This is a genomic window from Bradyrhizobium jicamae, from assembly GCF_001440395.1.
GTDB lineage: Bacteria > Pseudomonadota > Alphaproteobacteria > Rhizobiales > Xanthobacteraceae > Bradyrhizobium > Bradyrhizobium jicamae.
This window is the reverse complement of record NZ_LLXZ01000080.1, coordinates 1-23,714: the sequence shown is the minus strand read 5'-3', so window position 1 is coordinate 23,714 and position 23,714 is coordinate 1. Positions and strand designations below refer to the sequence as shown.

The following is a 23,714-nucleotide window of genomic DNA, read 5'->3' as shown; positions in this document are numbered from 1 at the left end:
CCCTAACTGAGCGCTTCCGAAATCGCGGCATCGAGTGCAGCCAAGCCCGGTCCGAGGCTGCCCTTGAGATGAATGCGCAACGCGCGCCGGCCGCGCTCGGTGAGCACGTCGAAATCGCCGCGCGCCTGCGCCGCCTTGATGATACCGAAACTCGCCTTCTGCCCGGGCACCGGCAGATCCTCGGCATCGTCGGCCGTAATCTGCAGGAACACGCCGCTGTCGGGACCGCCCTTGTAGGCCTGGCCGGTGGAGTGCAGGAAGCGCGGGCCGAATTCGGCGCAGGTTGCGACGTGATGCGCGTCGCGCACCGCAAGCCGCATCTTCTGCAGCGAGCCGATCGTGCCGGGATTGCGCGCGATATAGGCGAGCAGGGCGACGTAGTCGCCGCTGTCCGCACGCGAAAGCTGCGCTTTGATCCAGGAGCCGAGCGTGCCGTCGGCGCCGGCCTTGCGCAGTTCGGCCGCGTTGTGCGCATCGGTATAGAGATCGGCCTCCTCGGTCGAAATGACAGGTTCCTCCGCCGGCAGCGAACCGGTCTTTTCGAACGCGCCGGTCAGTTCGCGCGTCTTGATCTTGGCCGCTTCCACATCGGGCTGGTTGAACGGGTTGATGCCGAGGATCGCGCCGGCCACGGCGGTCGCCATCTCGAACCGGAAAAATTCCTGGCCGAGATGGTCGATCGATTTCATGACGATACGGGCCACGGGATGTCCGGCCGCCTCCAGCGCGGTAAGCCGGTCATCATGCGAGGCGTCGTCCTCGCCTTCGGTCCGGATGTCGATGAAGAAACGGTCGTTGCCGTAGAGCGAGGGGGCACCGAGCGGCTCGCCGTCGATCGGGATCAGGCCTTTGCCCTCCTTGCCGGTGGATTCGGCGATCAGCTGCTCGGCCCAGGCGCCGAAATCGGCGACCTTCTCCGACGAGGTGATGGTCACCTTGTCGCGACCTTCGAGGCCGGCGAGACCCATCGCGAGCCCAAGCTGCACACCCGGGTTCTCGTGTGGCGGCACGTCGGCGCCGCAGGAGCGCACCATCGAAAGCGTATGCGCGATCAGGCTGCGAACGTCGACGCCGGCGGCCGCGGCCGGCACCAGACCGAACGGCGACAGCACGGAATAGCGTCCGCCGATCGCGGGATCGCCGTGGAAGATGCGGGCAAAACCCTGCTTTATCGCATTCTTCTCCAGCGACGAGCCGGGATCGGTGACGGCGACGAAGCGATGGCCGGCCTTGTCCTTGCCGACCGTCCGGGCGACGCGATCGAAGAAGTAATCCTTCATCACGTTCGGCTCGGTGGTACCGCCGGATTTGCTGGAAACGATGAACAGCGTATGGGCGAGATCGACCGTGTCCTCCATCGCGCGCACCTGCGCGGGATCGGTCGAGTCAAGCACATGCAGCTTCGGGAAGCCGGACTTCTTCGGGAACGTTTCCGCCAGTACCTCCGGCCCGAGGCTCGATCCGCCCATGCCGAGCACGACGGCATCGCTGAAATTCTGCCCCTTCACGCGCTGAGCAAAATCCTCGTAATTGGCGACGTCGGCGGCCGCGGGGCTGTCCAGCCAGCCCAGCCATTTGTTCTCGTCATCGCCGGTCCAGACCGATTTGTCCTTCTGCCACAGCCTGCGAATCTTCGCCGATGCGCGCCAGTCCTCGGTGCCCTTCTCGACAGCCTTCCGGATGCCATCACCGAGCGCGAGTTGTTGCCGGTCGATGCCGCCGCCGAGTGACGCCGCGCGCTTGTTCGCAACCGCGCCATACAGCTTGTCGGCAGCATCCGCGAACAGCTTGACGCCGTCGGTGACCAGCTCGGCGGTGATATCGTCGAGCGAGATGCCGGATTTTTCGAGCTCTTCCAGTACGCGGCAGGCATCCTCGATATTTTCTTCAAGGCTGTCGCGCGGCTTGCCGTGGTCGCGGAACGCGTCGAGCGTTGCCGGCGGCACCGTGTTGACGGTGTTGGGACCGATCAACTCCTCGACATACAGCACGTCGCTGTAATCCTTGTTCTTGGTGCCGGTGGAAGCCCACAGCAGCCGCTGCGGCTTGGCGCCCTCAGCGGCAAGCTTCTCCCAGCGCGGACCTGCGAACAGCTGCTTGTAATCCTGATAGGCGAGCTTGGCGTTGGCGATGGCGACCTTGCCTTTCAGTGCGCTCAGCCGCTCCTTCTCGCTGGGGTCATTGGCCCTGGCGATCTTGTCGTCGAGTTGCTTGTCGACGGCGGTATCGATGCGGCTGACGAAGAAAGACGCGACGCTGGCGACGTGCGAGGGATCGCCGCCCTTGGCGACGTAGTTTTCCAGACCCGCGATATAGGCCTCCGCCACCTCGCGATAGACGTCCTGCGAGAACAGCAGCGTGATGTTGATGCTGATGCCTTCGCCGATCAGATGTTTGATCGCGGGCAGGCCCTCCGGCGTGGCCGGCACCTTCACCATCAAATTCTGCCGATTGACGTCCTTCCAGAGCCGCTCGGCCTCGGCAATCGTGCCCTTGGTGTCCATCGCCAGATAGGGCGAAACCTCAAGGCTGACAAAGCCGTCGCCGCCGTTCAAGCTGTCATAAACCGGGCGCAGCACGTCGGCGGCGTTCTGGATGTCCTCGATCGCCACCGCCTCGAACAGGTCGGCGACCGGGCGGTCGCCCGCCTTCAGGGCTTGGCTGATCGCGCCGTCATATTCGTCCGAACTGCCGATCGCCTTTTCGAAGATCGAGGGGTTCGACGTCACGCCCTTGACGCCGTCGGTGTCGATCAGCGCCTTGAGGTCGCCCTTGGCGACGAAGCCGCGGGCGAGGAAGTCCAGCCAGATCGCCTGGCCATGGTTTTCGAGTGCTTTGACGGGATTCATGGTGCCTGTTCTGTTCGATCGGTCGTTTTTCGGGCTTCCGGCAGCTTTCGGGGGCAGGGCCGGAAAGTCAATATTTGGTTGGGTTTGCGGCCGGATGGGAGCGGTTTCCCCGGCAATAATAACGCCATTGGCACCGGTTCGATCCCGCAAAATGGCTGGTCTCGATCGTGGCTGGCCGGTCGAACCGGTTTCGCAATGGCGACACCAACGGGCACACGCACGAAGTTGTGAAGGAGCCTGTCATGAGCCGTCGTTTTTCGTATCCGGCCTGGCTCGTGCTTTTGCCAGGCCTGCTTGCCCTCGACCCGGGTGCGGCGGAAGCCGCCGGCGTGCATTTGAGGGTTCATGCGCAAAACATTCCGCGGGCGGTTGCAGGGGGACACGACCCGCATGTCGGCGTAAGGGCGGGCGCGCCGACGCCATCGCGACTGCATCCGAACACGAGGAGCATTCAACTCGATGGCGCGGGCGAAAGTGCGGCGAGCAGACCGCTCAAATGAGCGGTCGACGTGAAACATTCACGTCGTCGGCAACGCCTGATGGTCGCAGATAAAGATAGCCCCGCGATTGCAACTCGGCGATCCGCACTACGCCGCCGCGGTCGTTGGCGATGAAGCCCGGCAGCATGCTTCAGCGTGACATTCCGCGACTTCATGGTTCTGGCGCAGACAGCGAGTTCGATTCCAGCTTTTGAGAATTGACCGACGCGCCGGAAAATGTCGGGGATCGGTGGAAGCCGAGTGAAACGCCCGCAACGCCTGGCCGTGAATCACCAGCGCGATCGTGACGTGATCGGGGCCGCCGACGCCATCGAGATGGTTCTGAATGTTGCCCAGCGCGAAGCTGACCTTGTCGAGATCGTTGAGGTGATAGATCACCTTCAATTTTGTCGAAGGCACTTCGGCAGCAGCGTTCGCGCGAGAGACGGCAAAGGCCGCGCTGAGCGCCGAAACCGCGCCCCACAGCATATTGCGTCGATGCATGACGTCCTTTCACTCTCAGCGATATGGCTCACAAACCTAAGTAGGTGGTTCATCAACCTATGTAGAGTGGCTCACTTGTGTCTGAGTGCCGCAAGCTCGTTGCGATCGGTCACCAACTCGGAGCATTCGTGCAGATCGGCGCGATCAACGCGGAAAGTCTTGTCGTCGGCACCGCCAACCAGATCGTCGCTGGCGTCGTCATTGGCCTTGTTGCGCTCCCAGATCCTGATCCGCTCCAGCCGGATCAGCGCGGATCGCGCATCCTTCATCGCCACCTCGATGCCGCCGCCTTCGCAATCGACGCCACAGCCGAGGCGAATTTCGCCGCCGGAGTTTTCGGCGACAATGTGATTGCAGGAGCCGCTGGAATCGAAATTGCCGGCGCGGTGGCGATACTTGAAGCCGAGGCGGAAGGAATAGTTGACGATCTTGTCCTCCGGCGCCTCTTCGGCTGTCAACAGCAGCTTCATCGCGCTGACCTTCTGCCTGGGATGCTGCGCCAGATGGCTGGCGTCATAACGACGCACAAAGCAGACATAGCTCTTGTGGCTGAGCGGTCCGCTGAACATCTTGATGTCGAAGGTGGCGGCTTTCGCCTTGTCGACCGCCTCCTGGGCGAAAGAGGCATTGGCTCCGACGAGGGAGGCAACAGCTGCGACGATCCAGACGAATTTCATGGCAGACTCGGATTAAACGCGCGGCACCGTACTTTAGTTGCAGTTGGCACGGGGTGCGTTCAACGCCCGGCCCACGAAATGAACGGGTGTTAATCTTGGCCCTCCTGGCGACTGGTCGGCCTGCCGAAGGTGACAAAAGGCCACCGTTCTCGCACGTTTGGGCCGCCCGAAATCCGGATTTTCTCCGCTTTGCTGCTTCAGACTGCCAAAGCCGCCGCCGATTCGAGCAGTGCAGTGCGCAGAATCGTTAAGAAACCCCTTATCGCCCACCCGGTATTTGCCCGGTGCAAAATGTTGCCGCACGGATACAACGGGAGCGAAATGGCACCGTATCTTTACGAGGCTGAGCCGCTTAGCACGACTATTGCATTGCATTGTGATCTGGCTCGCGTGTCCAATCGGTGCAGATGCTTATGGTGATTCGCGAGACGGAAGCTGTGACGCTCCGATACTGGAACCCGACGGTGCGTCCGGCATTTATCAGGTGACCATGGAGAGACGGATCATGTACAACGATTCTCTGTTCAATGCTTTCGCCCGGTCCTTCGAAGCTAGAAGCCAGACCGATATGTCGATGGCGGAATATCTGGAGTCGTGTCGAAACGATCCGATGCGATATGCCAACGCTGCAGAGCGACTACTAGCTGCGATCGGCGAGCCTCAGATGATTGACACGGCCAAGGACCCTCGCCTTGGCCGTATCTTTTTGAACCGCACGATGCGGCTCTATCCGGCTTTCGCCGGCTTCTATGGGATGGAAGACACGATCGAGCGCATCGTCGGATTCTTCCGCCACGCAGCTCAGGGTCTCGAAGAGCGCAAGCAGATCCTCTATCTGCTCGGTCCCGTCGGCGGCGGAAAGTCGTCGCTCGCCGAGCGCCTCAAGTCGTTGATGGAAGTTCATCCCATCTACGTGTTGAAGGCCGGCGACGAACTGAGCCCCGTGTTCGAGAGTCCGCTCAGCCTGTTCGATCCGGAATCGCTGGGGCCGATGCTCGAGGAAAAGTACGGCATTCCGCGCCGCCGCCTCACTGGTCTGATGAGCCCGTGGTGCTACAAGCGCCTCGAAGCCTTCGGCGGCGACATCTCGCAGTTCCGCGTCGCCAAGATCCAGCCGTCGCGGCTGCGTCAGATCGCGATCGCAAAGACCGAGCCCGGCGACGAAAACAACCAGGATATCTCGTCGCTGGTCGGCAAGGTCGACATCCGTAAGCTGGAGACCCTCGCCCAGAACGATCCTGACGCCTACAGCTATTCCGGCGGCCTCAATCGCTCCAACCAGGGCATTCTCGAATTCGTCGAGATGTTCAAGGCGCCGATCAAGATGCTGCATCCGCTGCTGACGGCGACGCAGGAAGGCAACTATATCGGCACCGAGAACATCGGCGCGATCCCGTTCACCGGCGTCATCCTCGCCCACTCCAATGAGGCCGAGTGGCAAAGCTTCAAGACCAACAAGAACAACGAAGCCTTCATCGACCGTATCTGCGTCATCAAGGTGCCGTATGTCCTGCGGGTCACCGAAGAGCAGAAGATCTACGAGAAGCTGATCCAGAGCTCCGAACTGGCGGCCGCACCGTGCGCTCCTGCCACGCTGGAAACGATGGCGCGCTTCTCGGTGATGTCGCGGTTGCGCAGGCACGAGAATTCGACCGTGTTTGCCAAGATGCGGATCTATGACGGTGAGAGCCTGAAGGAATCCGATCCGAAGGCGCGCAGCGTTCAGGAATACAGGGATGCTGCCGGCGTCGATGAAGGCATGGACGGTGTTTCGACCCGCTTCGCGTTCAAGGTCCTCGCCGCGACCTTCAATCACGACACCAGCGAGGTTGGTGCCGACGCGGTCCATCTGATGTACACGCTGGAACAGGCGATCCGGCGTGAACAGCTTCCCGACGAGGTCGAGAAGCGTTACCTCGAGTTCATCAAGGCTGAACTCGCGCCGCGCTATGCCGAATTCATCGGGCATGAGATCCAGAAGGCCTACCTCGAATCCTATTCGGATTACGGCCAGAACCTGTTCGATCGCTATGTCGACTATGCCGATGCCTGGATCGAGGACCAGGATTTCAAGGATCGCGACACCGGACAAATGCTCGATCGCGAGTTGCTCAATCAGGAACTGACCAAGATCGAAAAGCCGGCCGGCATCGCCAATCCGAAGGACTTCCGCAACGAGGTGGTCAAGTTCTCGCTGCGCTCGCGCGCCCAGAACGCCGGCAAGAACCCGGCGTGGACCAGCTACGAGAAGATTCGCGAAGTGATCGAAAAGCGGATATTCTCCCAGGTCGAGGACCTGCTTCCCGTGATTTCGTTCGGCTCGAAGAAGGACGGCGAGACCGAAAAGAAGCATGGCGAGTTTGTCGCGCGCATGGTCGAGCGAGGCTATACCGAGCGACAAGTCCGCAGGTTGGTCGAGTGGTACATGCGCGTAAAACAGGCAGGCTGAGGCGGATGAGACCGTGGCCATTCACATCGTCGACCGGCGCCTGAATCCGGGTAGCAAGAGTCTGGAAAATCGCCAGCGCTTTCTGCGTCGCGCCAAAGCGCTGGTTCAAGGGGCGGTGAAGAAGTCGTCGCAGGAACGGGACATCAAGGATGTCCTGGAAGGCGGCGAAGTCAGCGTCCCGATCGATGGCATGGACGAGCCGCGTTTCCGCCGTGAGGGCGGCACGCGCGACATGGTCCTGCCTGGAAACAAGAAGTTCATCGAAGGTGACATGCTGCCGCGGCCGAACCAGAGCGGCGGCAAGGGCAGGGGTGCGGGCGAGGGCGACAGCGAGGATACGTTCCGCTTCGTCCTCAGCCGCGATGAGTTTGTCGACCTGTTCCTGGACGACCTCGAATTGCCTGATCTCGCCAAGCGAAAGCTGGCCGAGGTCGAATGCGAGGGCATTCGCCGGGCGGGTTACTCCACATCCGGTTCGCCCGCCAATATTTCGATCAGCCGAACGGTAAGCCGTGCCTTGGCGCGTCGCGTCGCGCTACGGCGGCCGCGGCCGGAGGAACTGGCGGCCCTCGAAGCCGAGCTTGAGGATTGCAGCGAGGCGCGCCGCGTCGAAGTGCTGGCCGAGATCGAGGCCCTGAAGGCGAAGATCAAGCGGATCCCGTTCATCGATCCGATCGACATCCGCTACCGCCGTTTCGAGACGGTGCCGAAGCCGGTGGCGCAGGCCGTGATGTTCTGCCTGATGGACGTCTCCGGCTCGATGACCGAGCACATGAAGGATCTCGCCAAGCGCTTCTACATGCTGCTCTACGTGTTCCTGAAGCGGCGTTATCGCCATGTCGAGATCGTCTTCATCCGGCATACCGACCGGGCCGAAGAGGTGGACGAACAGACATTCTTTTACGGACCGGCTTCCGGCGGAACGCTGGTGTCGAGCGCATTGCAGGCGATGCACGACATCGTGCGCACGCGCTTCCGCCCCGAGGACTGGAATATCTATGCCGCGCAGGCGTCCGACGGTGACAATTCCTACGCGGACGGCGAGGTCGCGAGCCGGCTTCTGACCGACAAGATTCTGCCGGTCAGCCAGTTCTTTGCCTACCTGGAAGTCGGCCAGGAAAACGGCCTTTCCTATGAAATGCCCAATTCCGCGCTCTGGACCCTTTACGAGGGTCTGCGCGCGAATGGCGCGCCGCTGTCGATGCGCAAGGTCAACGAGCGCAGCGAGATCTTCCCGGTGTTTCACGATCTCTTCCAGCGCCGTAGCCAGCAGGAAAGGAACGCGTCATGACCGCGACCGACCAGTTGCTGTTTCAGGGCGCGGACTGGGATTTTCGGACGTTGCAGAAGATCTGCGACACCTGCGAGCAGGTCGCGTGCGATGAATTGGGGCTCGACGTCTATCCCAACCAGATCGAGGTCATTACCGCCGAGCAGATGCTGGATGCATATTCATCGGTCGGCATGCCGCTGTTCTACAAGCATTGGTCATTCGGCAAGCACTTTGCCTTTCAGGAGGCATCCTATCGCAAGGGGCTGATGGGCCTGGCCTACGAGATCGTCATCAACTCGTCGCCGTGCATTTCCTACCTGATGGAGGAAAACACCGCGACGATGCAGACGCTCGTCATCGCGCATGCCGCCTTCGGCCACAATCATTTCTTCAAGAACAACTATCTGTTCAAGCAATGGACGGATGCCGACGGCATTCTCGATTATCTCGAATTCGCCAAGCGCTACGTGGCTCATTGCGAGGACCGCCACGGCCGGCAGGCGGTCGAGCACACGCTCGATGCCGCGCACGCCTTGATGTCGCACGGCATCGATCGCTATCCCGGCAAGAAGAGTCTCGATCTACGCGCCGAGGAAAAGCGGGCGGGCAGGCGCCGTGCCCATGAGGAAGCCGCATTCAACGATTTGTGGCGCACCGTTCCGGGCGGCAAGGTGAAGAGCAGCGCGATACTGGATGTTGAACGCCGCCGCCAGATGCTCGGCCTGCCGCAGGAAAACCTGCTGTATTTTCTCGAGAAGACCGCGCCACGCCTGCGCCCCTGGCAGCGCGAATTGCTGCGTATCGTGCGCCACATCGCGCAGTATTTCTATCCACAGAGCCAGACCAAGGTCATGAACGAGGGCACGGCGACCTACGTTCACTATCGCATCATGAGCCGGCTGCATCAGCAGGGGCGGCTGACGGACGGCAATTTCCTCGAATTCCTGCAGTCGCACACCAACGTCGTGTTCCAGCCCGAATTCGACGATCCGCGTTACTCCGGCTTCAACCCGTATGCGCTGGGATTTGCGATGATGCAGGACATCGAGCGCATCGTCACCGATCCGGATGCCGAGGATCGCGAGTGGTTCCCGGATATCGCCGGCAAGGGCGATGCCATGGCCGTGCTGCGCGACATCTGGGCCAATTATCGCGATGAAAGCTTCATCAGCCAGTTCATGAGCCCGCGGCTGATGCGGCACTTCCGCCTGTTCCACCTGCATGACGATCCGGAGGAGCGCGCCGGCATCCTAGTCGATGCCATCCACAACGAGCGTGGCTATCGCCGGCTGCGGCGCGAACTGGCGCGGCAGTACGACGTCGGCTTCATCGATCCGAATATCGAAGTCGTCGATGTCGACCTTGCCGGTGATCGCCGCCTGATGTTGCGCCACACCGTGGTGAAGGGCGCCCAGCTCACCGAGACCGATACCAAGCGCGTGCTGCAGCACCTCGCCGATCTCTGGAGCTATGACGTGTCGCTGGTCGAGAGCGACGCGTCCGGCACGGTCCTGAAGGAGTATGTCGCGCACCCACGGAGCGCCGCCGCGGCGGCGTAGCCGGTTTACTTCGAGATGCCTGCGTCCGGGATGAGGGGTGAGCAGCTGTGACGCCGTAGAGCTACGGCAGCCCTGTGTAGGGTGGGCAAAGCGAAGCATGCCCACCATTTAAGCCACTGACACGGATAGACGGTGGGCACGCTTCGCTTTGCCCATCCTACGAATCTATATTTTCCGATCGAGCAGCTTGATGCAGTAGAGCTACCGCAGGCTGGCGTTGATCTTTTCCAGCGCCGTCGTGCCGGGGCACAGATCCTCGGCTTCCAGCCTGTTGAGCGGCGTCTCGACGGTGTCGAGATGGGTGTGCAGGTCTTCCGCATCCGGATCGACATACAGCAGCCCCGTGACCACCTGGCCCTTGGCGGCGTGCTTCTGCAGGAAGGTCATCGCAGCCAGCCGGTCGCTGGCGTCATAGTCGGCGTCGATCTTGCGCAGCGCCAGCCGCGTGCCGTCATGCTGCTCGACCACCTGCACCGTGCCCGGCGCATATTCGACCGTGATCGGGTCGCGGCCGGTGAGCACGTCGAGGCGGTTCACCGCGTCATTGTGCTCGCGGACATAGTCAAAGCTCTTGGTCGAGCCGGCATGGTTGTTGAAGGCGATGCAGGGGCTGATGACGTCGATGAAGGATGCGCCCTTGTGGCGGATCGCGGCGGCGATCAGCGGCACCAGCTGGGTCTTGTCGCCGGAGAAGCTGCGCGCGACGAAGCTCGCGCCGAGTTGCAGCGCGATCGCCACCAGGTCGATGGCGTTGTCGGTGTTCATCACGCCCTTCTTGGACTTCGAGCCGCGGTCGGCGGTCGCCGAAAATTGCCCCTTGGTCAGGCCGTAGACACCGTTGTTCTCGACGATATAGGTCATGTTGACGCCGCGCCGGATCGAATGCGCGAACTGGCCGAAGCCGATAGAGGCGGAGTCGCCGTCGCCGGAAACGCCGAGATAGATCAGGTCGCGGTTGGCGAGGTTGGCGCCGGTCAGAACCGACGGCATGCGGCCGTGCACGGAGTTGAAGCCGTGCGAATTGCCGAGGAAATAGTCCGGCGTCTTCGACGAGCAACCGATGCCGGAGATCTTGGCGACGCGATGCGGTTCGATCGACAGCTCGAAGCAGGCTTCGATGATGGAGGCCGTGATCGAGTCGTGGCCGCAGCCGGCGCACAGCGTCGAGATCTTGCCCTCGTAGTCGCGGTGGGTATAGCCGAGTTCGTTCTTCGGCAGGCCGGGATGATGAAACTTTGGCTTTGCAATGTAGGTCATGACACGGCCTTGCGGAGAGGGGTCACTTTAAGGTGGTCCTGGTGGTCGCCGATGGCGTTGGCGATGAAGCGCGCGGTGATCGGCGTGCCGTCGTAGTGCAGGATCGGCACCAGCCGGACCGGGTCGATACCGTTCTCGTTGACGATCAATTGCCGAAGCTGGGCGTCGCGGTTCTGCTCGACCACGTACACGAAATCATGGTCGGCAATGAAGCTCGCCACGCTGGAGTGGAACGGGAAGGCGCGGATGCGCATGCGGTCGAGCTGGTGCCCGCGCGCCTCCAACAGGCCGATCGCTTCGTCCATCGCCGGCGCCGTCGAGCCGAAATAGATCACGCCGTATTTGGTCGGCTTGGCGGCGTTGGCTTGCAAAGGCCGCGGCACCATGTCCTGGGCGGTCTCGAACTTGCGCACCAGCCGCTGCATGTTGTCGGCGTAAACCGCGCCTTCTTCCGAATAGCGCGCGTAGCGGTCGCGCGAGGTACCGCGGGTGAAGAACGAGCCTTTTGTCGGGTGCGTGCCCGGATAGGTCCGGTAGGGAATGCCGTCGCCATCGACGTCGAGATAGCGGCCGAAATCGCGGCCGGGTTCGTCGAGCATTTCCGCCGTCATCACCTTGCCGCGGTCATACTGCCGGGCGTCGTCCCACTTCAGCGGGCGGCAGAGGCGATGATTCATGCCGATGTCGAGATCGAGCATCAGGAAGATCATGGTCTGCAGCCGATCGGCGAGATCGAACGACTGCGCGGCGAACTCGAACGCTTCAGCCGGATCTTCCGGGAACAACAGGACGTGCTTGGTATCGCCATGCGAAGCATAGGCGCAGGCGATGATGTCGCATTGCTGGGTACGCGTCGGCATGCCCGTCGAGGGGCCGGCGCGCTGGATGTTCATGATCACGGCCGGAATTTCCGCGAAGTATGAAAGGCCGATGAATTCGGTCATCAGCGAGATGCCGGGGCCGGAGGTCGCGGTAAAGGCCCGCGCGCCGTTCCAGGAGGCGCCGATCACGATGCCGATGGATGCGAGCTCGTCCTCGCCCTGCACGATCGCGTACTTCGCCTTGCCCGTCTCTGGATCGTGCCGCAGCTTCTTGCAGTGGCTCGTGAACGCCTCCGCCACTGATGATGACGGCGTGATCGGATACCAGGCGCAGACGGTGGCGCCGCCATAGACGGCGCCGAGCGCGGCCGCGCTGTTGCCCTCGATGAAGATGCGGTCACCGACCTTGTCCGATTTCTTCACCTGCAGCCCGATCGGGCATTTCAGGTTCTGCAGCGCCCAGTCGCGGCCGAGATGCAGCGCGTGGACGTTCGACGAAAGCAGCTTTTCCTTGCCCTTGTACTGCTCGCCAATCAGTTGCTCGACCAGCTTCGGGTCCATGTCGAGCAGCGCGCAGAGCGCGCCGAGATAGATGATGTTCTTGAACAGCTGGCGCTGGCGCGGATCGGTGTAGGTCGAGTTGGTGATCGCGGTCAGCGGCACGCCGATCACGTTGATGTCGGCGCGGAATTTCGACGACGGCATCGGCTTGGTCGAATCGTAGAACAGATAGCCGCCGGGCTCGATCGAGGCGACGTCCTTGTCCCATGTCTGCGGATTCATCGCCACCATCATGTCGACGCCGCCGCGGGCGCCGAGATGACCGGCTTCGGTGACGCGCACCTCGTACCAGGTCGGCAGGCCCTGGATGTTGGAGGGGAAGATGTTGCGCGGGGAGACCGGCACGCCGTGGCGCAGGATCGAGCGCGCGAACAGTTCGTTGGCGCTCGCCGAACCCGAGCCGTTGACGTTGGCGAAGCGGACGACGAAGTCGTTTACGCTGCTGATCGGGCTTTGGTCTGGCATGTCGATCCCGCGTGAGTCATATCGATGAGATACTTTTGCATGTCCCAGGCGCCGGTCGGGCAGCGCTCGGCACACAGCCCGCAATGCAGGCAGACGTCCTCGTCCTTCACCATGACGCGGCCGGTCTTGAGCCCCTCGGCGACATAGAGCGCCTGGTCTTGACGCGGCGAGGGCGCCTTCAGCCGCTGCCGCAGATCCTCTTCCTCGCCATTCTCTGTGAAGGTGATGCAATCCATCGGGCAGATGTCGACGCAGGCGTCGCATTCGATGCAGGCGGGCGCCGAGAATATGGTCTGCACATCGCAGTTCAGGCAGCGTTGCGCCTCGCCGAGCGCGAGCTTGACGTCATAGCCAAGCTCGACCTCGGTCTTGATATCCTTCAGTGCGATCACCTTGTCGCGATGCGGCACCTTGTAGCGCTTGTCGCCGGAAATGTCGTTGTCGTAGCTCCACTCGTGGATGCCCATCTTCTGCGAAGTGACGTGCACCTCGGGCAGCGGACGCTCATTGATGTCTTCGCCCGAGATCATCTTGTGGATCGACAGCGCGGCATCATGGCCGTGCGCCACCGCCCAGATGATGTTTTTCGGGCCGAATGCTGCGTCGCCGCCGAAGAACACCTTCGGGTTGGTCGACACAAACGTCTTGGGATCGACCTGCGGCATGTTCCACTTGTCGAATTCGATGCCGCAATCGCGCTCGATCCAGGGGAAGGCGTTCTCCTGGCCGACCGCGACCAGCACGTCGTCGCAGGGGATGGTCTGGTCCGGCTCGCCCGAGGGCACGAGATTGCGGCGGCCTTTGGCGTCGTATTCGGCCTTCACCTTCTGGAAGGTGACGCCGATCAGCTTGCCGTTCACATGCTTGAACGCGACCGGCACCATGTAATTGAGGATCGGAATGTCCTCGTGAATGGCGTCTTCCTTCTCCCAGGGGCTCGCCTTCATTTCCTCAAAGCCGGAGCGGACGATGACCTTGACGTCGGTGCCGCCGAGACGGCGCGCGGTGCGGCAGCAATCCATCGCGGTGTTGCCGCCGCCGAGCACGATCACACGCTTGCCGATCTTCTCGACATGGCCGAACGAGACGGACGCCAGCCACTCTATGCCGATGTGAATATTGGCGGTGGCTTCCTTGCGGCCGGGGATATCGAGTTCGCGGCCACGCGGGGCGCCGGAGCCGATGAAGACCGCGTCGTAATTTTCGGCCAGCAGCTTCTTCAGGCTGTCGATGCGGTGGCCGCCCTTGAACTCGACGCCGAGGTTGAGGATATAATCGGTCTCCTCGTCGATGACCGTATCGGGCAGGCGGAATTTCGGAATCTGGCTCCGCATCATGCCACCCGCTTTCGGATCGGAATCGAACACGGTGCAGTGATAGCCGAGCGGGGCGAGGTCGCGCGCCACCGCGAGCGAGGCGGGACCGCCGCCGACCAGCGCGATGCGCTTGCCGTTCTTCGCAACAGGCCTCGGCATGCGGTGCCTGACGTCGTCCTTGAAGTCGGCGGCGACGCGCTTCAGGCGGCAGATCGCGACCGGATTATCCTCGACGCGGCCGCGTCGGCACGCCGGCTCGCATGGACGATCGCAGGTGCGTCCCAGAATTCCGGGAAACACATTCGATCTCCAGTTGATCATGTAGGCGTCGCTGTAACGCCCCTCAGCAATCAAACGGATATATTCGGGAACCGGTGTGTGTGCGGGGCAGGCCCATTGGCAATCGACCACCTTGTGAAAGTAGTCTGGCGCCGAGATATCAGTCGGTTTCATTCCTACCTTGTCCGCGCCAACAACCGGAACGCGGCCTCATTTTGCCTTGCGAACGCTTAACGAGCGTTCTTGTGGTTTTTGAATTGGATCATAGGCTTATCTTATTAGAGCCATTCCAGACCCGGCACACAAGCCAATTTTGCGCGATCTCTAGCTTTCAACTGCATGGGAGCTTGGACTTAGCGTCGCAGCGTTGATGCGGCACTGCAGCATGTGCGGTGCACTTTTGATTCAATGCTGAGTGAACAAGCAGACGTCAGATCATCCGCAACGCAGCGCCGGCCGCCGCAAGCATGACGACGACGATCCATGGCGGCAATTTCCAGACCGTCAGCAGCAGGAAGCCGGCAAGCGCCACCGCAAAATCACGCGGCGTGAGCACGGCGCTGGTCCAGACCGGATTGTAGAGCGCGGTGCCGAGGATGCCGACGACGGCGGCATTGGTGCCGCGCATCGCGGCCTGCGCATTGGGGCGCTGGCGCAAGGCGTCCCAGAACGGCAGCATGCCGTAGACCAGCAGCAGCCCCGGAAGCGACAATGCGACGAGCGCAATCACCGCGCCGGCGAGACCATTGGGAGCGGGGCCCGCGACAGCACCGAGATAGGCCGCAAAGGTGAAGAGCGGTCCAGGCACGGCTTGCGCCATGCCATAGCCGGCGAGGAAGTCCGCATTGCTGACCCAGCCCGGCGTCACCACTTCCGCCTGCAACAGCGGCAGCACGACATGCCCGCCGCCGAATACCAGCGCGCCGGAACGGTAAAACGCGTCGAACAGGGCAAGGCTTTGAGAACCGGTCTTTGCCGCTACCAGCGGCGTGGCGAGGAACAGCATCGCGAACAACACAAGCGCGGCGAGGCCAACGCCAGGCGACACGGAAAATCCGAGATGGCCGATCGGCGCGGGCCCATCTCCACGGCACAGCCAGAGTCCGGCCACCGCGCCGACGGCGATGGCGCCGATCTGCCCAAACGATCCGCCGATGAAGACCACGATTGCAACGGCCGCAAGCGCGATGGCGGCGCGCTCGCGGTCCGGCGTGAGACTCCTGGCCATGCCCCAGATCGCCTGCGCCACGACGGCGACCGCAACAAGCTTGAGCCCGTGCAACACGCCCTCGGCGAACGGCCCGGTGAAGACCGTCGCGCCGAGCGCAAAGGCGAACATGATGACGGCGGAGGGCATAGTGAAGGCGAACCACGCCGCCAATCCGCCGAGCAGGCCGTTGCCGCGAAAGATGCCGAGCGTGAAGCCCACTTGGCTGGACGCAGGCCCCGGCAGGAACTGGCACAGCGCAACGATGTCGGCATAGCTGCTTTCGCTCAGCCATTTCCGCCGCTCGACGAATTCGGTCCTGAAGTAGCCGAGATGCGCGATCGGCCCGCCGAACGAGGTGAGGCCGAGCTTGAGGAAGGCGCCGAAAATCTCGGCGATACTGCCCGCTGGCTTTTCCGCCATGCATGCGACTCCATTGGCGGCTGAAGGTAACGGGAGCCGGCAATGTCACTAAGCGTGTGAGCCGACCCTTATCAAGGAAGCAGATGCATACGCCATCCATTACCTCCGAAACAGGACGTCAGTTCATGAAGAACATTAGCGACACAATTGAAAGCGATGTGAGAGACTTCGGCAGAAGTTCTCATCTGTCTTCTCAGGGCGTTCGCCCAATATGCTAAGAGAAATCGAAGGCGCTTGATGCAAGCGCTGGCCGTGCGGACCCGCTCTGAAACCGAGCGATGCTTGCCAGAAAGCAAATCTCGCCCAGCGGTTTACTCGACATGTATTAACAGCGCCTTCACCGGAAGTTCCTACGTTCGCGGCATTGCCATTTGTTCCCGTTCTGGAACGTTCAAATCATGCCGCCAACCGCTCACTCAAATTCGCGCATCGAAGCGCTCGATCTGCTGCGGCTCGCGGCCGTGCTGGCCGTCGTGCTCTACCATTTCGGCTTCTGGGGCCCGGCTTCGCATGGGATACCGCAGGTGGCGCTGCCCTGGCTGACGCCGGTCGCCAAATACGGCTATCTCGGCGTGCCCGCCTTCTTTGTCATCAGCGGCTTCGTGATCGCCTATTCGGCCGAGGGCCGGACGGCGACCGGCTTCGCCATCGCTCGCTTCAGCCGGATCTACCCGACCTTCGTCTTCTGCATGACGCTGACCTGTCTCGCGATCGTGGCATTGGGACCGCCGCACTTCGAATCCGGCTTCAGGCAGTGGCTCGCCAATCTGTTCATCGCGGCGCCCGCGCTCGGACAGCCCTATATGGATACCTCTTACTGGTCGCTGGTAATCGAGGTGATGTTCTACGCCTGGGTCGCCGCTCTCATCGCGGCCGGGCTGTTTCCACGCCGGATCGACGCCATCATCCTGGTCTGGCTCGGCATCACCTTCGCCAATGAGCTGACGCTCGACGCCCCGCTGCTCGAAAAGCTGTTTCTCACCGATGACAGCGGCTTCTTTGTCGTCGGCTTGCTGATCTATCAGTTCTATCGTGGCCGCCGCGGACCGGTGTTGTACGGCATGTTCGCGCTGTCGATCGGCACGGCCGTGTTTCAATCCATCCATAAGACGGTGAAACTGGCTCCGCTTACCGGCGGCACATTCGACGCATGGACGGTAGCGGCGATCTGTCTTGCATCGATCGCGATCATCTTTGTGGCCACACGCATCCGTCACGTGCCGCTGCCGTCCGCGCTCGTGCTCGCGGCCGGCGGTCTCACCTATCCGCTCTATCTCCTGCACATGCAGTTCGGCTACGTGCTGTTTACCCGTCAGGCGCCAGCCAACCCGGTCCCGTCGGTGGCGGCAATCATTCTTGCCACGACGTTCCTGGCTTGGGTCGTGTGGCGCTATGTCGAACGGCCGGCGCAGCGCTCAGTCAGGGACTTCCTGTCCGGCCGCGCCAGCCGGTTCGGATGGCGGCTCAAGCTGCCCGCGGCGGTCGGGGGCAGCGTCTAGGGCATGATCCGGAAAAGTGTGTAGCGGTTTTCCGAAAAGATCATGCTCAAACAAAAAGCTAAAGCGGGATGACAACTCGAACAAGAGTCATCACGCTTTAGCTGCCGATATCGCTCTTCGCCAGATCCCACATCAGCCGGTAGATACCGCTCGAGATCGTTAGCGGCTTCAATGCGATATTGCCGCCAAAGCGCAGCATGGCCGCCGGCAGCGCGCCGACATCGGTGGCATCGATCAGCACGAACCAGTCGCCGGCGCCGGGATTGGGCGCCGAGGGATCGTCGGTGATCGGTTTCGACAGCGCCGGATCGCTCTCGATCAGATGCAGCGAAATGATGCCGTCGAGCTGTGCGGGATCGAGTTGCTCGTGCAGCGCGGCGCGCAGTTTGTCCTCGCCTCCCGATGGCCGCAAGCGAATAATGCCGAGCGCTGCGCCGCGGCCGGTGCCCCGGCTGATCGTGATGCGCGCCACCGCGCGGATCATGTTCTGGAAACGGGCGATGTTGGCCTTCGACCACGTCGTCTGGTTCGCCAGTGCGGTGCGATAGGCCGGGCTGTCCAGCACCTCAAAGGTTTCGGTGGAATAGAGGCTGAGATATTTCGGATTGCCGTCATGGGCGACATAGCGGCGGGCTTCGAGAAAGCCGTCGATCGCAACGCGCTCTTCGAGATGTTCGCGGTCGTACCAGCGATTGAATTCGGCTTCGTGCTCGGCATCGATGTTCATCGAGGTCAGCAGCATGCCTTTTCCGGCCATCGGCATTTTCTTGTTTCCTATTTGCTGGTTCGGGACGCCATGTCTGCGATCGCCTTCATCACGGCGTCGCGGACGCCGGGATCGTACAGCGTGTGGCCGGCGCCCTCGATCACGCGGATTTCGGCCTCGCGCCAGACGGCTGCGAGCGCATGCGAAGTCGCGGGCGGGCACAGCAGATCGTAGCGGCCCTGCACGATGATGCCGGGGATGCCTTTGAGTTTGCCCGCTTCGCGCAACAGCTGGTTCGGCTGCATGAAGCAGTCATTGGCGAAGTAATGCGCTTCCATGAACGGTGTCGCCGGCACGGCCTTTGACGAATTTAGCGCCGTCAGATCGAGGCGGGTCCGGTTGGGCTGATGTTCGGAAAGAATACGTTCGGTTTCGCCCCAGGCCCGCGCTGCAGGAATATGCACGTCGGGACTGGAATCAAGGATCCTGCGGAAATAGGCCTGGATCGGTTGCGCGCGTTCGCCCTCCGGCAGCACGCTCAGGAAGTCGTCGTAAAGGCCGGGATAAAACCTTGGCAGCGTGTTGAGAAATCCGTTTTCGATTTCCTGGATCGTGCCGAGGAACGTGGCGCGCAGCACGATGCCGCTGACGCGATGAGGATGCGCCTGCGCATAGGCCAGCGCCAGCGTCGCGCCCCAGGAGCCGCCGACGACCATCCAGCGCTGAAAGCCGAATTTCTCGCGGATCGCCTCCATGTCCGCGATCAGATGCGGCAGCGTGTTGGCTTCGCGGCTTCCCTTGGGACGGCTGCGGCCGGCGCCGCGCTGATCGAACAGCACCGCATGGAAGCGTTCGGGATCGAACAGCCGGCGATGGTCCGGCTGGCAGCCGCTGCCGGGCCCGCCATGCAGATAGACCGCGGGAATGCCGCTCGGGCAGCCTACGCTTTCGATATAGATGTCGTGACCGTCGCTGACCGCGAACTGCTCCGACGTCAGCGGTGCAAACGGATCGGCGCGTTTGATGGATTTTCCGGCATCGGCGTCAGGCGCCATGCTCGCCTTCCGTCTCCAGCGTGCCGCCGGCGAAATTGCGATAGAGGAAGCGGTCCTGGTGCGCGGCGGCCTCGCGCTCGGCCTGCTTGAAGATCTGCTCATGCATCGGCGACAGCGTGCAGGCCGGGTCGGTATTGCCGGCGTCGCCGGTCAGCGCAAAGGCCTGGCAGCGGCAGCCGCCGAAATCGATCTCGCGGAACTCGCAGCTCTTGCACGGCTCGGGCATCCAGCCGGTACCGCGATAGCGGTTGAAGGCCTCGGAATTCTGCCAGATCCAGGCGATCGAATGGTTCGAGCGCACGGATTCGAATTCGAGCCCGGTAATGCTCTCGGCGGCATGGCAAGGCAGCACCTTGCCGGCCGGCGAAATGTTGAAGAACTGCCGGCCCCAGCCGCCCATGCATTTCTTCGGCCGCAGCGCATAATAGTCCGGCACGACATAGTCGATGGCGAGAATGCCCTTCAGCCGTGTCGCGGCTTCCTCGACGATGCGGCTGGTTTCCTCGATCTGTTCGAGCGTCGGCATCAGCGCCGCGCGGTTCTTCAGCGCCCAGCCGTAATACTGGACGTTGGCGACTTCGAGTCGGTCGGCATCGAGATCGACCGCCATCTGGATGATGTCAGAGAGCTGGTGCAGGTTCTGGCGGTGCATGACCGCGTTCACCGTCAGCGGCATGTCGAGCTCGCGCGTCCATTTCGCGACTTCGAGCTTTTTCTCATGCGAATTCTTCAATCCGGCAACGCGGTCGGCCACGACGGGCTCGTTGCCCTGGAAGCTGATCTGCACATGGCAGAGGCCGGCATCGGCGAGCGCCGACAGTTTTTCCTTCGTCAGCAGCACCGCAGAGGTGATGAGATTGCTGTACAGCCCGACATCGGTCGCGTGCTGCACCAGTTCGACCAGGTCCTTGCGCGCGGTCGGCTCGCCGCCGGAGAAATGGATTTGCAGCACGCCGATTTCGGCGAGCTCGCTCAAGACCTTCTTCCATTCCTCGGTGGTCAATTCAGCGCCCGCACGATCAAGCTCAACCGGGTTGGAGCAATAGGGGCATTGCAGCGGGCAGCGGTGGGTCAGCTCGGCGAGCACGGCGAGGGGGATGCCGAACGTCTCCGCGGTCGAACGCTTCTGCTCGAGCACCGCGAGCCCGTCACTGGGGGCGGCGGCGCCGGCTGTTTTGCCATCTGCGAGAATGTCGCTCATGACGTCTTCTCACGCGCTTCGGTCAGAAAACCCTTGTCGGCGAGGTCCTGCAGCATCGCAACGACATCGGTCAAAATCGCCTCGCGGGGCGCGGCGTATTTGGCCGCGAGCTGGTCGGCCATATCGCCGACGCTGCGAACGCCGTCGCAAAGCTGCAGCACTTCGACCGCGATTTCGTCTGGCGCCAGCACACGCTCCGGCGCCAGGATCACCCAGACCTGCCGCGTCTCATCGAATTTCAGCTTGGCGTGCCGCGGCAATTTCGGCCGGCTCGCCTCGCTGACACTGATGTTGCGGCTCAAAGCCATCGATCGCTAATCCCCTTTGGGCACGAACGCGCCGGGCGGAATGTGGCCCTCGACATAGGCATGATACAGCGCGTCGAGCTGAACCCATAGCACATTGGTCTTGAAGATCAGCGCGTTGCAGACCGCCTCGCGCTCGGCGTGCGTCTTCGCGTGCGCCTTGACGTATTCGAGCGCAAAGCCGGCATCGCGCGGCGCCTGGCTCAGGCGGCGGCTGAAATAGCTCATGATGTCAGGATTGACGAAATCATAATGCTGCAGCATCCCGGAGATGCGCTCCTCGTGCAGGTTCGGCGCGAACAGCTCCGTGAGCGAGGAGGCGATCGCTTCCAGCGGCGTCTTGTCCCGACAGAAATGCACATAGGCTTCCACGGCAAACCGCGTTGCCGGCAGGATGCCCTCGGTCGATTCCACATAGGCGCTATCGAGCCCGAGACCCTCGGTCAGCTTCAGCCAGCGCTCGATGCCGCCTTCGCTGCCGACGTCGCCGTCGTGATCCTCGATGCGGTGTCGCCACTCGACCCGGGTCGCACGGTCGCGGAAGCGGGAGATCACCATCGCATCCTTCAGCGGGATCGTGCTCTGGTAATAATAGCGGTTCAGCGCCCAGGCCTGCACCTGTCCCTTGTTGAGCTTGCCGCCATGCAACAGCCGGTGGAACGGATGCAGGCTGTGATAGCGCGTCGCGCCGATGTGGCGGAGCGTTGCCTCCAGTTCCTCGGCATTGTTGAGCGTGATGCCCTTGCCGATCGAGAGCGCGGTCATTTCCGGCTTGGCCGTGACGTTCACAGCGTGATCTCCGTTCCATCGGCTGGAATCTGCCAGCCTGCCTGTTCCAGCGCCGTTCGCTCATCCGAGCCGGCAAGCAAAGCAGGGTTCGAGTTGTTGATATGCAAGAACACCCTGCGGCCGATGTCGAGGCCGGCCAGGCTCTCCATCGCTCCCTGTTCGCCCGACATCGAAATATGGCCCATGCTCTGTCCCGTCTTGGTGCCGAGGCCCTGCGCGATCAATTCGTCGTCGCGCCACACCGTGCCATCAAAGAACACCAGCGCGGCGCCGGAAAGGCGCGATTTGAGATCGTCGGTCACTCTTGCGCAAGCCGCCAGGAAATAGAAGTACTTGCCACTGGCCTTGTCCAGAATTCGCAGGCCCAGCGTATCGCCCGCAGCATCGCCGCCCGCCGGATGCGCCTTGCCTTCGAGATACCACGCGCCCTTGCCGGGAACCGCGAAGGGAAGGATTTCGATGCCGGACGGTGCGCCGTCGGGCAAAGTGGGCTCGAACGCGACGTCCGCCTCGATCGCCCGCCGCTTCACGTTGTTTTCGCCCAGCACGTTAAAGATGCTGTTGGATCTTAAAATCGCAAGCACCCGCTCATGCGCATAGAGCGTGAAGGGTGAGCCCTCGCGCATCGACAACAGCCCCGCAACCGCATCGACTTCGCCATTGGTCAGGATCACGCCGGCGATCGGGCTGTGCCTGAGCTGACCGGCTTTGGGATGAAGCTGCGGCGTCGCGATCAATTGCTGGCGCAGGTCGGGGGAAGCGTTGACGAGATACCAGTGCTTGCTATCGGCGCTGACCGCGATCGAAGCCTGGGTGCTCTGCAATTCCCGATTTTCGGTTCGTGCCCTGGTGCACACCGCACAACCGCAGTTCCACTGCGGAACGCCGCCACCCGCCGCGGCGCCCAGGACGACGACGCGAAGCATGATCCGTCTCCTGGAGATTCAAACTTGAAGATGCGAACTGATACAAACACCACGAGGTGGACTGCGGGCTCAGACACGACCCCGTGATCGGGGACGCGTCACGCCCGCAAATCCACCTGCGTGAGAAATGGATAGGCGCTACCGCTTACTTGCGGGTGGCGCACATATACATGTTGATTTCCATGCCGACCGGCACTTCGACGATTTTCGGCGCTTTCCAGGCCATTTAGCCTCTCCCTTTGCTACCGGACGAACACCGCCCATACCCTAAGGTACTGCGGATCAAAAAGTTCGCCAGTTAAATCTTTTTCCCGGAACCCCAAATTGTTATGCTGCGCTGCAAAGAAGTTTTCACGGGGTTGTGCGGGGCGTTCCGGTCAAATCAACGTGGGATCAAGCGTTTCGCGGTTGTTCGCCGCGCCGCGAATTGACAATTCTGGGGGACGGAGCGCTACCGGCTCCGGATAAAGAACTTGTGAGACAGTGGCGGCCTCCGGTGGCGGGGCCTTAACGGAATCAGGTTCAGCCGATGCCGAGATATTATTTCAACACCCGTATCGGCGATGAGCTGATTTCCGATCCCGACGGCGAAGTGCTTGTCGATCCCAATCGCGCCTGGGAAATGGCGCGCGCCATGATCCGGGAGCTGCTCAAGACCGATGGTGCCGAGGGTGCGCTTCTCAGCGCCACCATCGAAGTCACCGACGACGACGGCGAGATCGTGCTGGAGTTTCCGTTCGCGGAAGCGATCCTCGATGCGCCCGGCGGGTCCATCACCAGGCACTGACTGCGCGGGTAGTCCGCGGAACGCTTCGCAGCGCCGTTCGTTGCCGCAGGTGCAACTTGCGAGCGGCATGTTTCCGATTGCGCACCTCTGGAGAAATATGGAGAGTGCCGGCCGGGAAAGCCTCCGGCGCTGGCGTCATATCGGCCCGCGCGGCGAGAAGGGCTTCCGTCAGGGAGAACGTCCATGATGAACTACGTGTCGGTGCCGCGCAGCCTGTTGCTGTCCGGCGCATTCTTGACTGCCTTCACGCTGAATGCCGCCGCCCAACAGGCCGCCGATCCGCCGGCTGCCGCGCAGCAGCCCGCTGCGCCACCGGCCGCGGCGGCG

At 62.2% G+C, this 23,714-nt stretch carries 19 protein-coding genes and 1 pseudogene; 6 read left to right on the top strand and 14 right to left on the bottom strand.

The window, feature by feature from the left end; genetic code table 11:
* Positions 1–2: 2 nt before the first annotated feature.
* Positions 3–2,849, bottom strand: coding sequence for a bifunctional transaldolase/phosoglucose isomerase (locus tag CQ12_RS12660; protein WP_057835641.1), 2,847 nt, complete (start codon positions 2,847–2,849; stop codon positions 3–5).
* Between the two features lie 242 nt (positions 2,850–3,091).
* On the opposite strand from CQ12_RS12660, the gene CQ12_RS12655 reads away from it, so the two are divergent.
* Positions 3,092–3,349 carry a hypothetical protein gene (locus CQ12_RS12655; protein ID WP_157088175.1) on the top strand — a complete coding sequence of 86 codons (258 nt, stop codon included), beginning with the start codon at positions 3,092–3,094 and terminating at the stop codon, positions 3,347–3,349.
* Here the strand turns inward: CQ12_RS12655 and CQ12_RS12650 are convergent.
* A pseudogene (locus CQ12_RS12650) lies at positions 3,342–3,832 on the bottom strand (DsrE family protein). The gene CQ12_RS12655 and the pseudogene CQ12_RS12650 sit on opposite strands and share 8 nt — an antisense overlap.
* Before the next feature lie 71 nt (positions 3,833–3,903).
* Entirely contained in the window at positions 3,904–4,509 is a 606-nt protein-coding gene (locus tag CQ12_RS12645; protein ID WP_057835639.1) for a hypothetical protein, read from the bottom strand.
* A gap of 505 nt (positions 4,510–5,014) precedes the next feature.
* On the opposite strand from CQ12_RS12645, the gene CQ12_RS12640 reads away from it, so the two are divergent.
* From CQ12_RS12640 to CQ12_RS12630, 3 genes are read left to right on the top strand one after another with little or no spacing between them, the layout of a single operon-like run.
* Positions 5,015–6,958, top strand: a complete 1,944-nt coding sequence (locus CQ12_RS12640) for a PrkA family serine protein kinase (RefSeq protein ID WP_057835638.1) — start codon at positions 5,015–5,017, stop codon at positions 6,956–6,958.
* A 19-nt stretch (positions 6,959–6,977) separates the two neighbouring features.
* Positions 6,978–8,249, top strand: coding sequence for a YeaH/YhbH family protein (locus CQ12_RS12635; RefSeq protein ID WP_198164136.1), 1,272 nt, complete (start codon positions 6,978–6,980; stop codon positions 8,247–8,249).
* Entirely contained in the window at positions 8,246–9,790 is a 1,545-nt protein-coding gene (locus CQ12_RS12630) for a SpoVR family protein (RefSeq protein ID WP_057835636.1), read from the top strand. The genes CQ12_RS12635 and CQ12_RS12630 overlap by 4 nt, the downstream gene beginning before the upstream one ends.
* Before the next feature lie 201 nt (positions 9,791–9,991).
* On the opposite strand, the gene CQ12_RS12625 is transcribed toward CQ12_RS12630, so the two are convergent.
* The 4 genes from CQ12_RS12625 to chrA form a co-directional block, all read right to left on the bottom strand.
* Entirely contained in the window at positions 9,992–11,047 is a 1,056-nt protein-coding gene (locus CQ12_RS12625) for a 2-oxoacid:ferredoxin oxidoreductase subunit beta (protein ID WP_057835635.1), read from the bottom strand.
* Positions 11,044–12,894 (bottom strand): 2-oxoacid:acceptor oxidoreductase subunit alpha, encoded by a 1,851-nt coding sequence (locus CQ12_RS12620; RefSeq protein WP_057835634.1) that lies wholly within the window; start codon positions 12,892–12,894, stop codon positions 11,044–11,046. The genes CQ12_RS12625 and CQ12_RS12620 overlap by 4 nt, the downstream gene beginning before the upstream one ends.
* Complete coding sequence (locus CQ12_RS12615) at positions 12,864–14,663, bottom strand: FAD-dependent oxidoreductase (protein WP_057835633.1); 1,800 nt, start codon at positions 14,661–14,663, stop codon at positions 12,864–12,866. The genes CQ12_RS12620 and CQ12_RS12615 overlap by 31 nt, the downstream gene beginning before the upstream one ends.
* Before the next feature lie 256 nt (positions 14,664–14,919).
* On the bottom strand, positions 14,920–16,119 hold the full coding sequence (gene chrA / locus CQ12_RS12610) for a chromate efflux transporter (RefSeq protein WP_057835632.1): 1,200 nt from the start codon (positions 16,117–16,119) through the stop codon (positions 14,920–14,922).
* Positions 16,120–16,517: 398 nt separating this feature from the next.
* Between chrA and CQ12_RS12605 the strand changes: the two genes are divergently transcribed.
* Entirely contained in the window at positions 16,518–17,618 is a 1,101-nt protein-coding gene (locus CQ12_RS12605) for an acyltransferase family protein (protein WP_057835631.1), read from the top strand.
* A gap of 97 nt (positions 17,619–17,715) precedes the next feature.
* Here CQ12_RS12605 and CQ12_RS12600 read toward each other — a convergent pair whose 3' ends face one another.
* From CQ12_RS12600 to pqqA, 7 genes are all read right to left on the bottom strand, one after another.
* A complete protein-coding gene (locus CQ12_RS12600; protein ID WP_057835630.1) occupies positions 17,716–18,381 on the bottom strand; it encodes a DUF4286 family protein in 666 nt (221 codons plus the stop codon).
* Between the two features lie 11 nt (positions 18,382–18,392).
* Complete coding sequence (gene pip / locus CQ12_RS12595; protein WP_057835629.1) at positions 18,393–19,379, bottom strand: prolyl aminopeptidase; 987 nt, start codon at positions 19,377–19,379, stop codon at positions 18,393–18,395.
* Complete coding sequence (pqqE, locus tag CQ12_RS12590; RefSeq protein WP_057835628.1) at positions 19,369–20,580, bottom strand: pyrroloquinoline quinone biosynthesis protein PqqE; 1,212 nt, start codon at positions 20,578–20,580, stop codon at positions 19,369–19,371. The genes pip and pqqE overlap by 11 nt, the downstream gene beginning before the upstream one ends.
* Positions 20,577–20,888, bottom strand: a complete 312-nt coding sequence (pqqD, locus tag CQ12_RS12585) for a pyrroloquinoline quinone biosynthesis peptide chaperone PqqD (RefSeq protein ID WP_057835627.1) — start codon at positions 20,886–20,888, stop codon at positions 20,577–20,579. The genes pqqE and pqqD overlap by 4 nt, the downstream gene beginning before the upstream one ends.
* A gap of 6 nt (positions 20,889–20,894) precedes the next feature.
* Complete coding sequence (gene pqqC, locus CQ12_RS12580; RefSeq protein WP_057835729.1) at positions 20,895–21,650, bottom strand: pyrroloquinoline-quinone synthase PqqC; 756 nt, start codon at positions 21,648–21,650, stop codon at positions 20,895–20,897.
* A gap of 20 nt (positions 21,651–21,670) precedes the next feature.
* On the bottom strand, positions 21,671–22,600 hold the full coding sequence (gene pqqB / locus CQ12_RS12575; protein WP_057835626.1) for a pyrroloquinoline quinone biosynthesis protein PqqB: 930 nt from the start codon (positions 22,598–22,600) through the stop codon (positions 21,671–21,673).
* Positions 22,601–22,745: 145 nt separating this feature from the next.
* Complete coding sequence (gene pqqA, locus CQ12_RS12570; protein ID WP_057835625.1) at positions 22,746–22,826, bottom strand: pyrroloquinoline quinone precursor peptide PqqA; 81 nt, start codon at positions 22,824–22,826, stop codon at positions 22,746–22,748.
* 303 nt (positions 22,827–23,129) lie between these two features.
* On the opposite strand from pqqA, the gene CQ12_RS12565 reads away from it, so the two are divergent.
* A complete protein-coding gene (locus CQ12_RS12565; RefSeq protein WP_057835624.1) occupies positions 23,130–23,387 on the top strand; it encodes a DUF6894 family protein in 258 nt (85 codons plus the stop codon).
* The last annotated feature ends 327 nt before the right edge of the window (positions 23,388–23,714 follow it).

Bases quoted from the DNA above. Each gene is read 5' to 3' on its own strand.
- pip (WP_057835629.1), bottom strand. From the start codon at position 19,379: ATGGCGCCTGACGCCGATGCCGGAAAATCCATCAAACGCGCCGATCCG.
- pqqA (WP_057835625.1), bottom strand. From the start codon at position 22,826: ATGGCCTGGAAAGCGCCGAAAATCGTCGAAGTGCCGGTCGGCATGGAA.
- CQ12_RS12605 (WP_057835631.1), top strand. From the start codon at position 16,518: ATGCCGCCAACCGCTCACTCAAATTCGCGCATCGAAGCGCTCGATCTG.
- CQ12_RS12625 (WP_057835635.1), bottom strand. From the start codon at position 11,047: ATGACCTACATTGCAAAGCCAAAGTTTCATCATCCCGGCCTGCCGAAG.
- CQ12_RS12660 (WP_057835641.1), bottom strand. From the start codon at position 2,849: ATGAATCCCGTCAAAGCACTCGAAAACCATGGCCAGGCGATCTGGCTG.
- pqqE (WP_057835628.1), bottom strand. From the start codon at position 20,580: ATGAGCGACATTCTCGCAGATGGCAAAACAGCCGGCGCCGCCGCCCCC.
- CQ12_RS12645 (WP_057835639.1), bottom strand. From the start codon at position 4,509: ATGAAATTCGTCTGGATCGTCGCAGCTGTTGCCTCCCTCGTCGGAGCC.
- CQ12_RS12640 (WP_057835638.1), top strand. From the start codon at position 5,015: ATGTACAACGATTCTCTGTTCAATGCTTTCGCCCGGTCCTTCGAAGCT.
- pqqC (WP_057835729.1), bottom strand. From the start codon at position 21,650: ATGACCGCGCTCTCGATCGGCAAGGGCATCACGCTCAACAATGCCGAG.
- CQ12_RS12615 (WP_057835633.1), bottom strand. From the start codon at position 14,663: ATGAAACCGACTGATATCTCGGCGCCAGACTACTTTCACAAGGTGGTC.
- chrA (WP_057835632.1), bottom strand. From the start codon at position 16,119: ATGGCGGAAAAGCCAGCGGGCAGTATCGCCGAGATTTTCGGCGCCTTC.
- CQ12_RS12630 (WP_057835636.1), top strand. From the start codon at position 8,246: ATGACCGCGACCGACCAGTTGCTGTTTCAGGGCGCGGACTGGGATTTT.
- pqqB (WP_057835626.1), bottom strand. From the start codon at position 22,600: ATGCTTCGCGTCGTCGTCCTGGGCGCCGCGGCGGGTGGCGGCGTTCCG.
- CQ12_RS12600 (WP_057835630.1), bottom strand. From the start codon at position 18,381: ATGCCGATGGCCGGAAAAGGCATGCTGCTGACCTCGATGAACATCGAT.
- CQ12_RS12565 (WP_057835624.1), top strand. From the start codon at position 23,130: ATGCCGAGATATTATTTCAACACCCGTATCGGCGATGAGCTGATTTCC.
- pqqD (WP_057835627.1), bottom strand. From the start codon at position 20,888: ATGGCTTTGAGCCGCAACATCAGTGTCAGCGAGGCGAGCCGGCCGAAA.
- CQ12_RS12655 (WP_157088175.1), top strand. From the start codon at position 3,092: ATGAGCCGTCGTTTTTCGTATCCGGCCTGGCTCGTGCTTTTGCCAGGC.
- CQ12_RS12620 (WP_057835634.1), bottom strand. From the start codon at position 12,894: ATGCCAGACCAAAGCCCGATCAGCAGCGTAAACGACTTCGTCGTCCGC.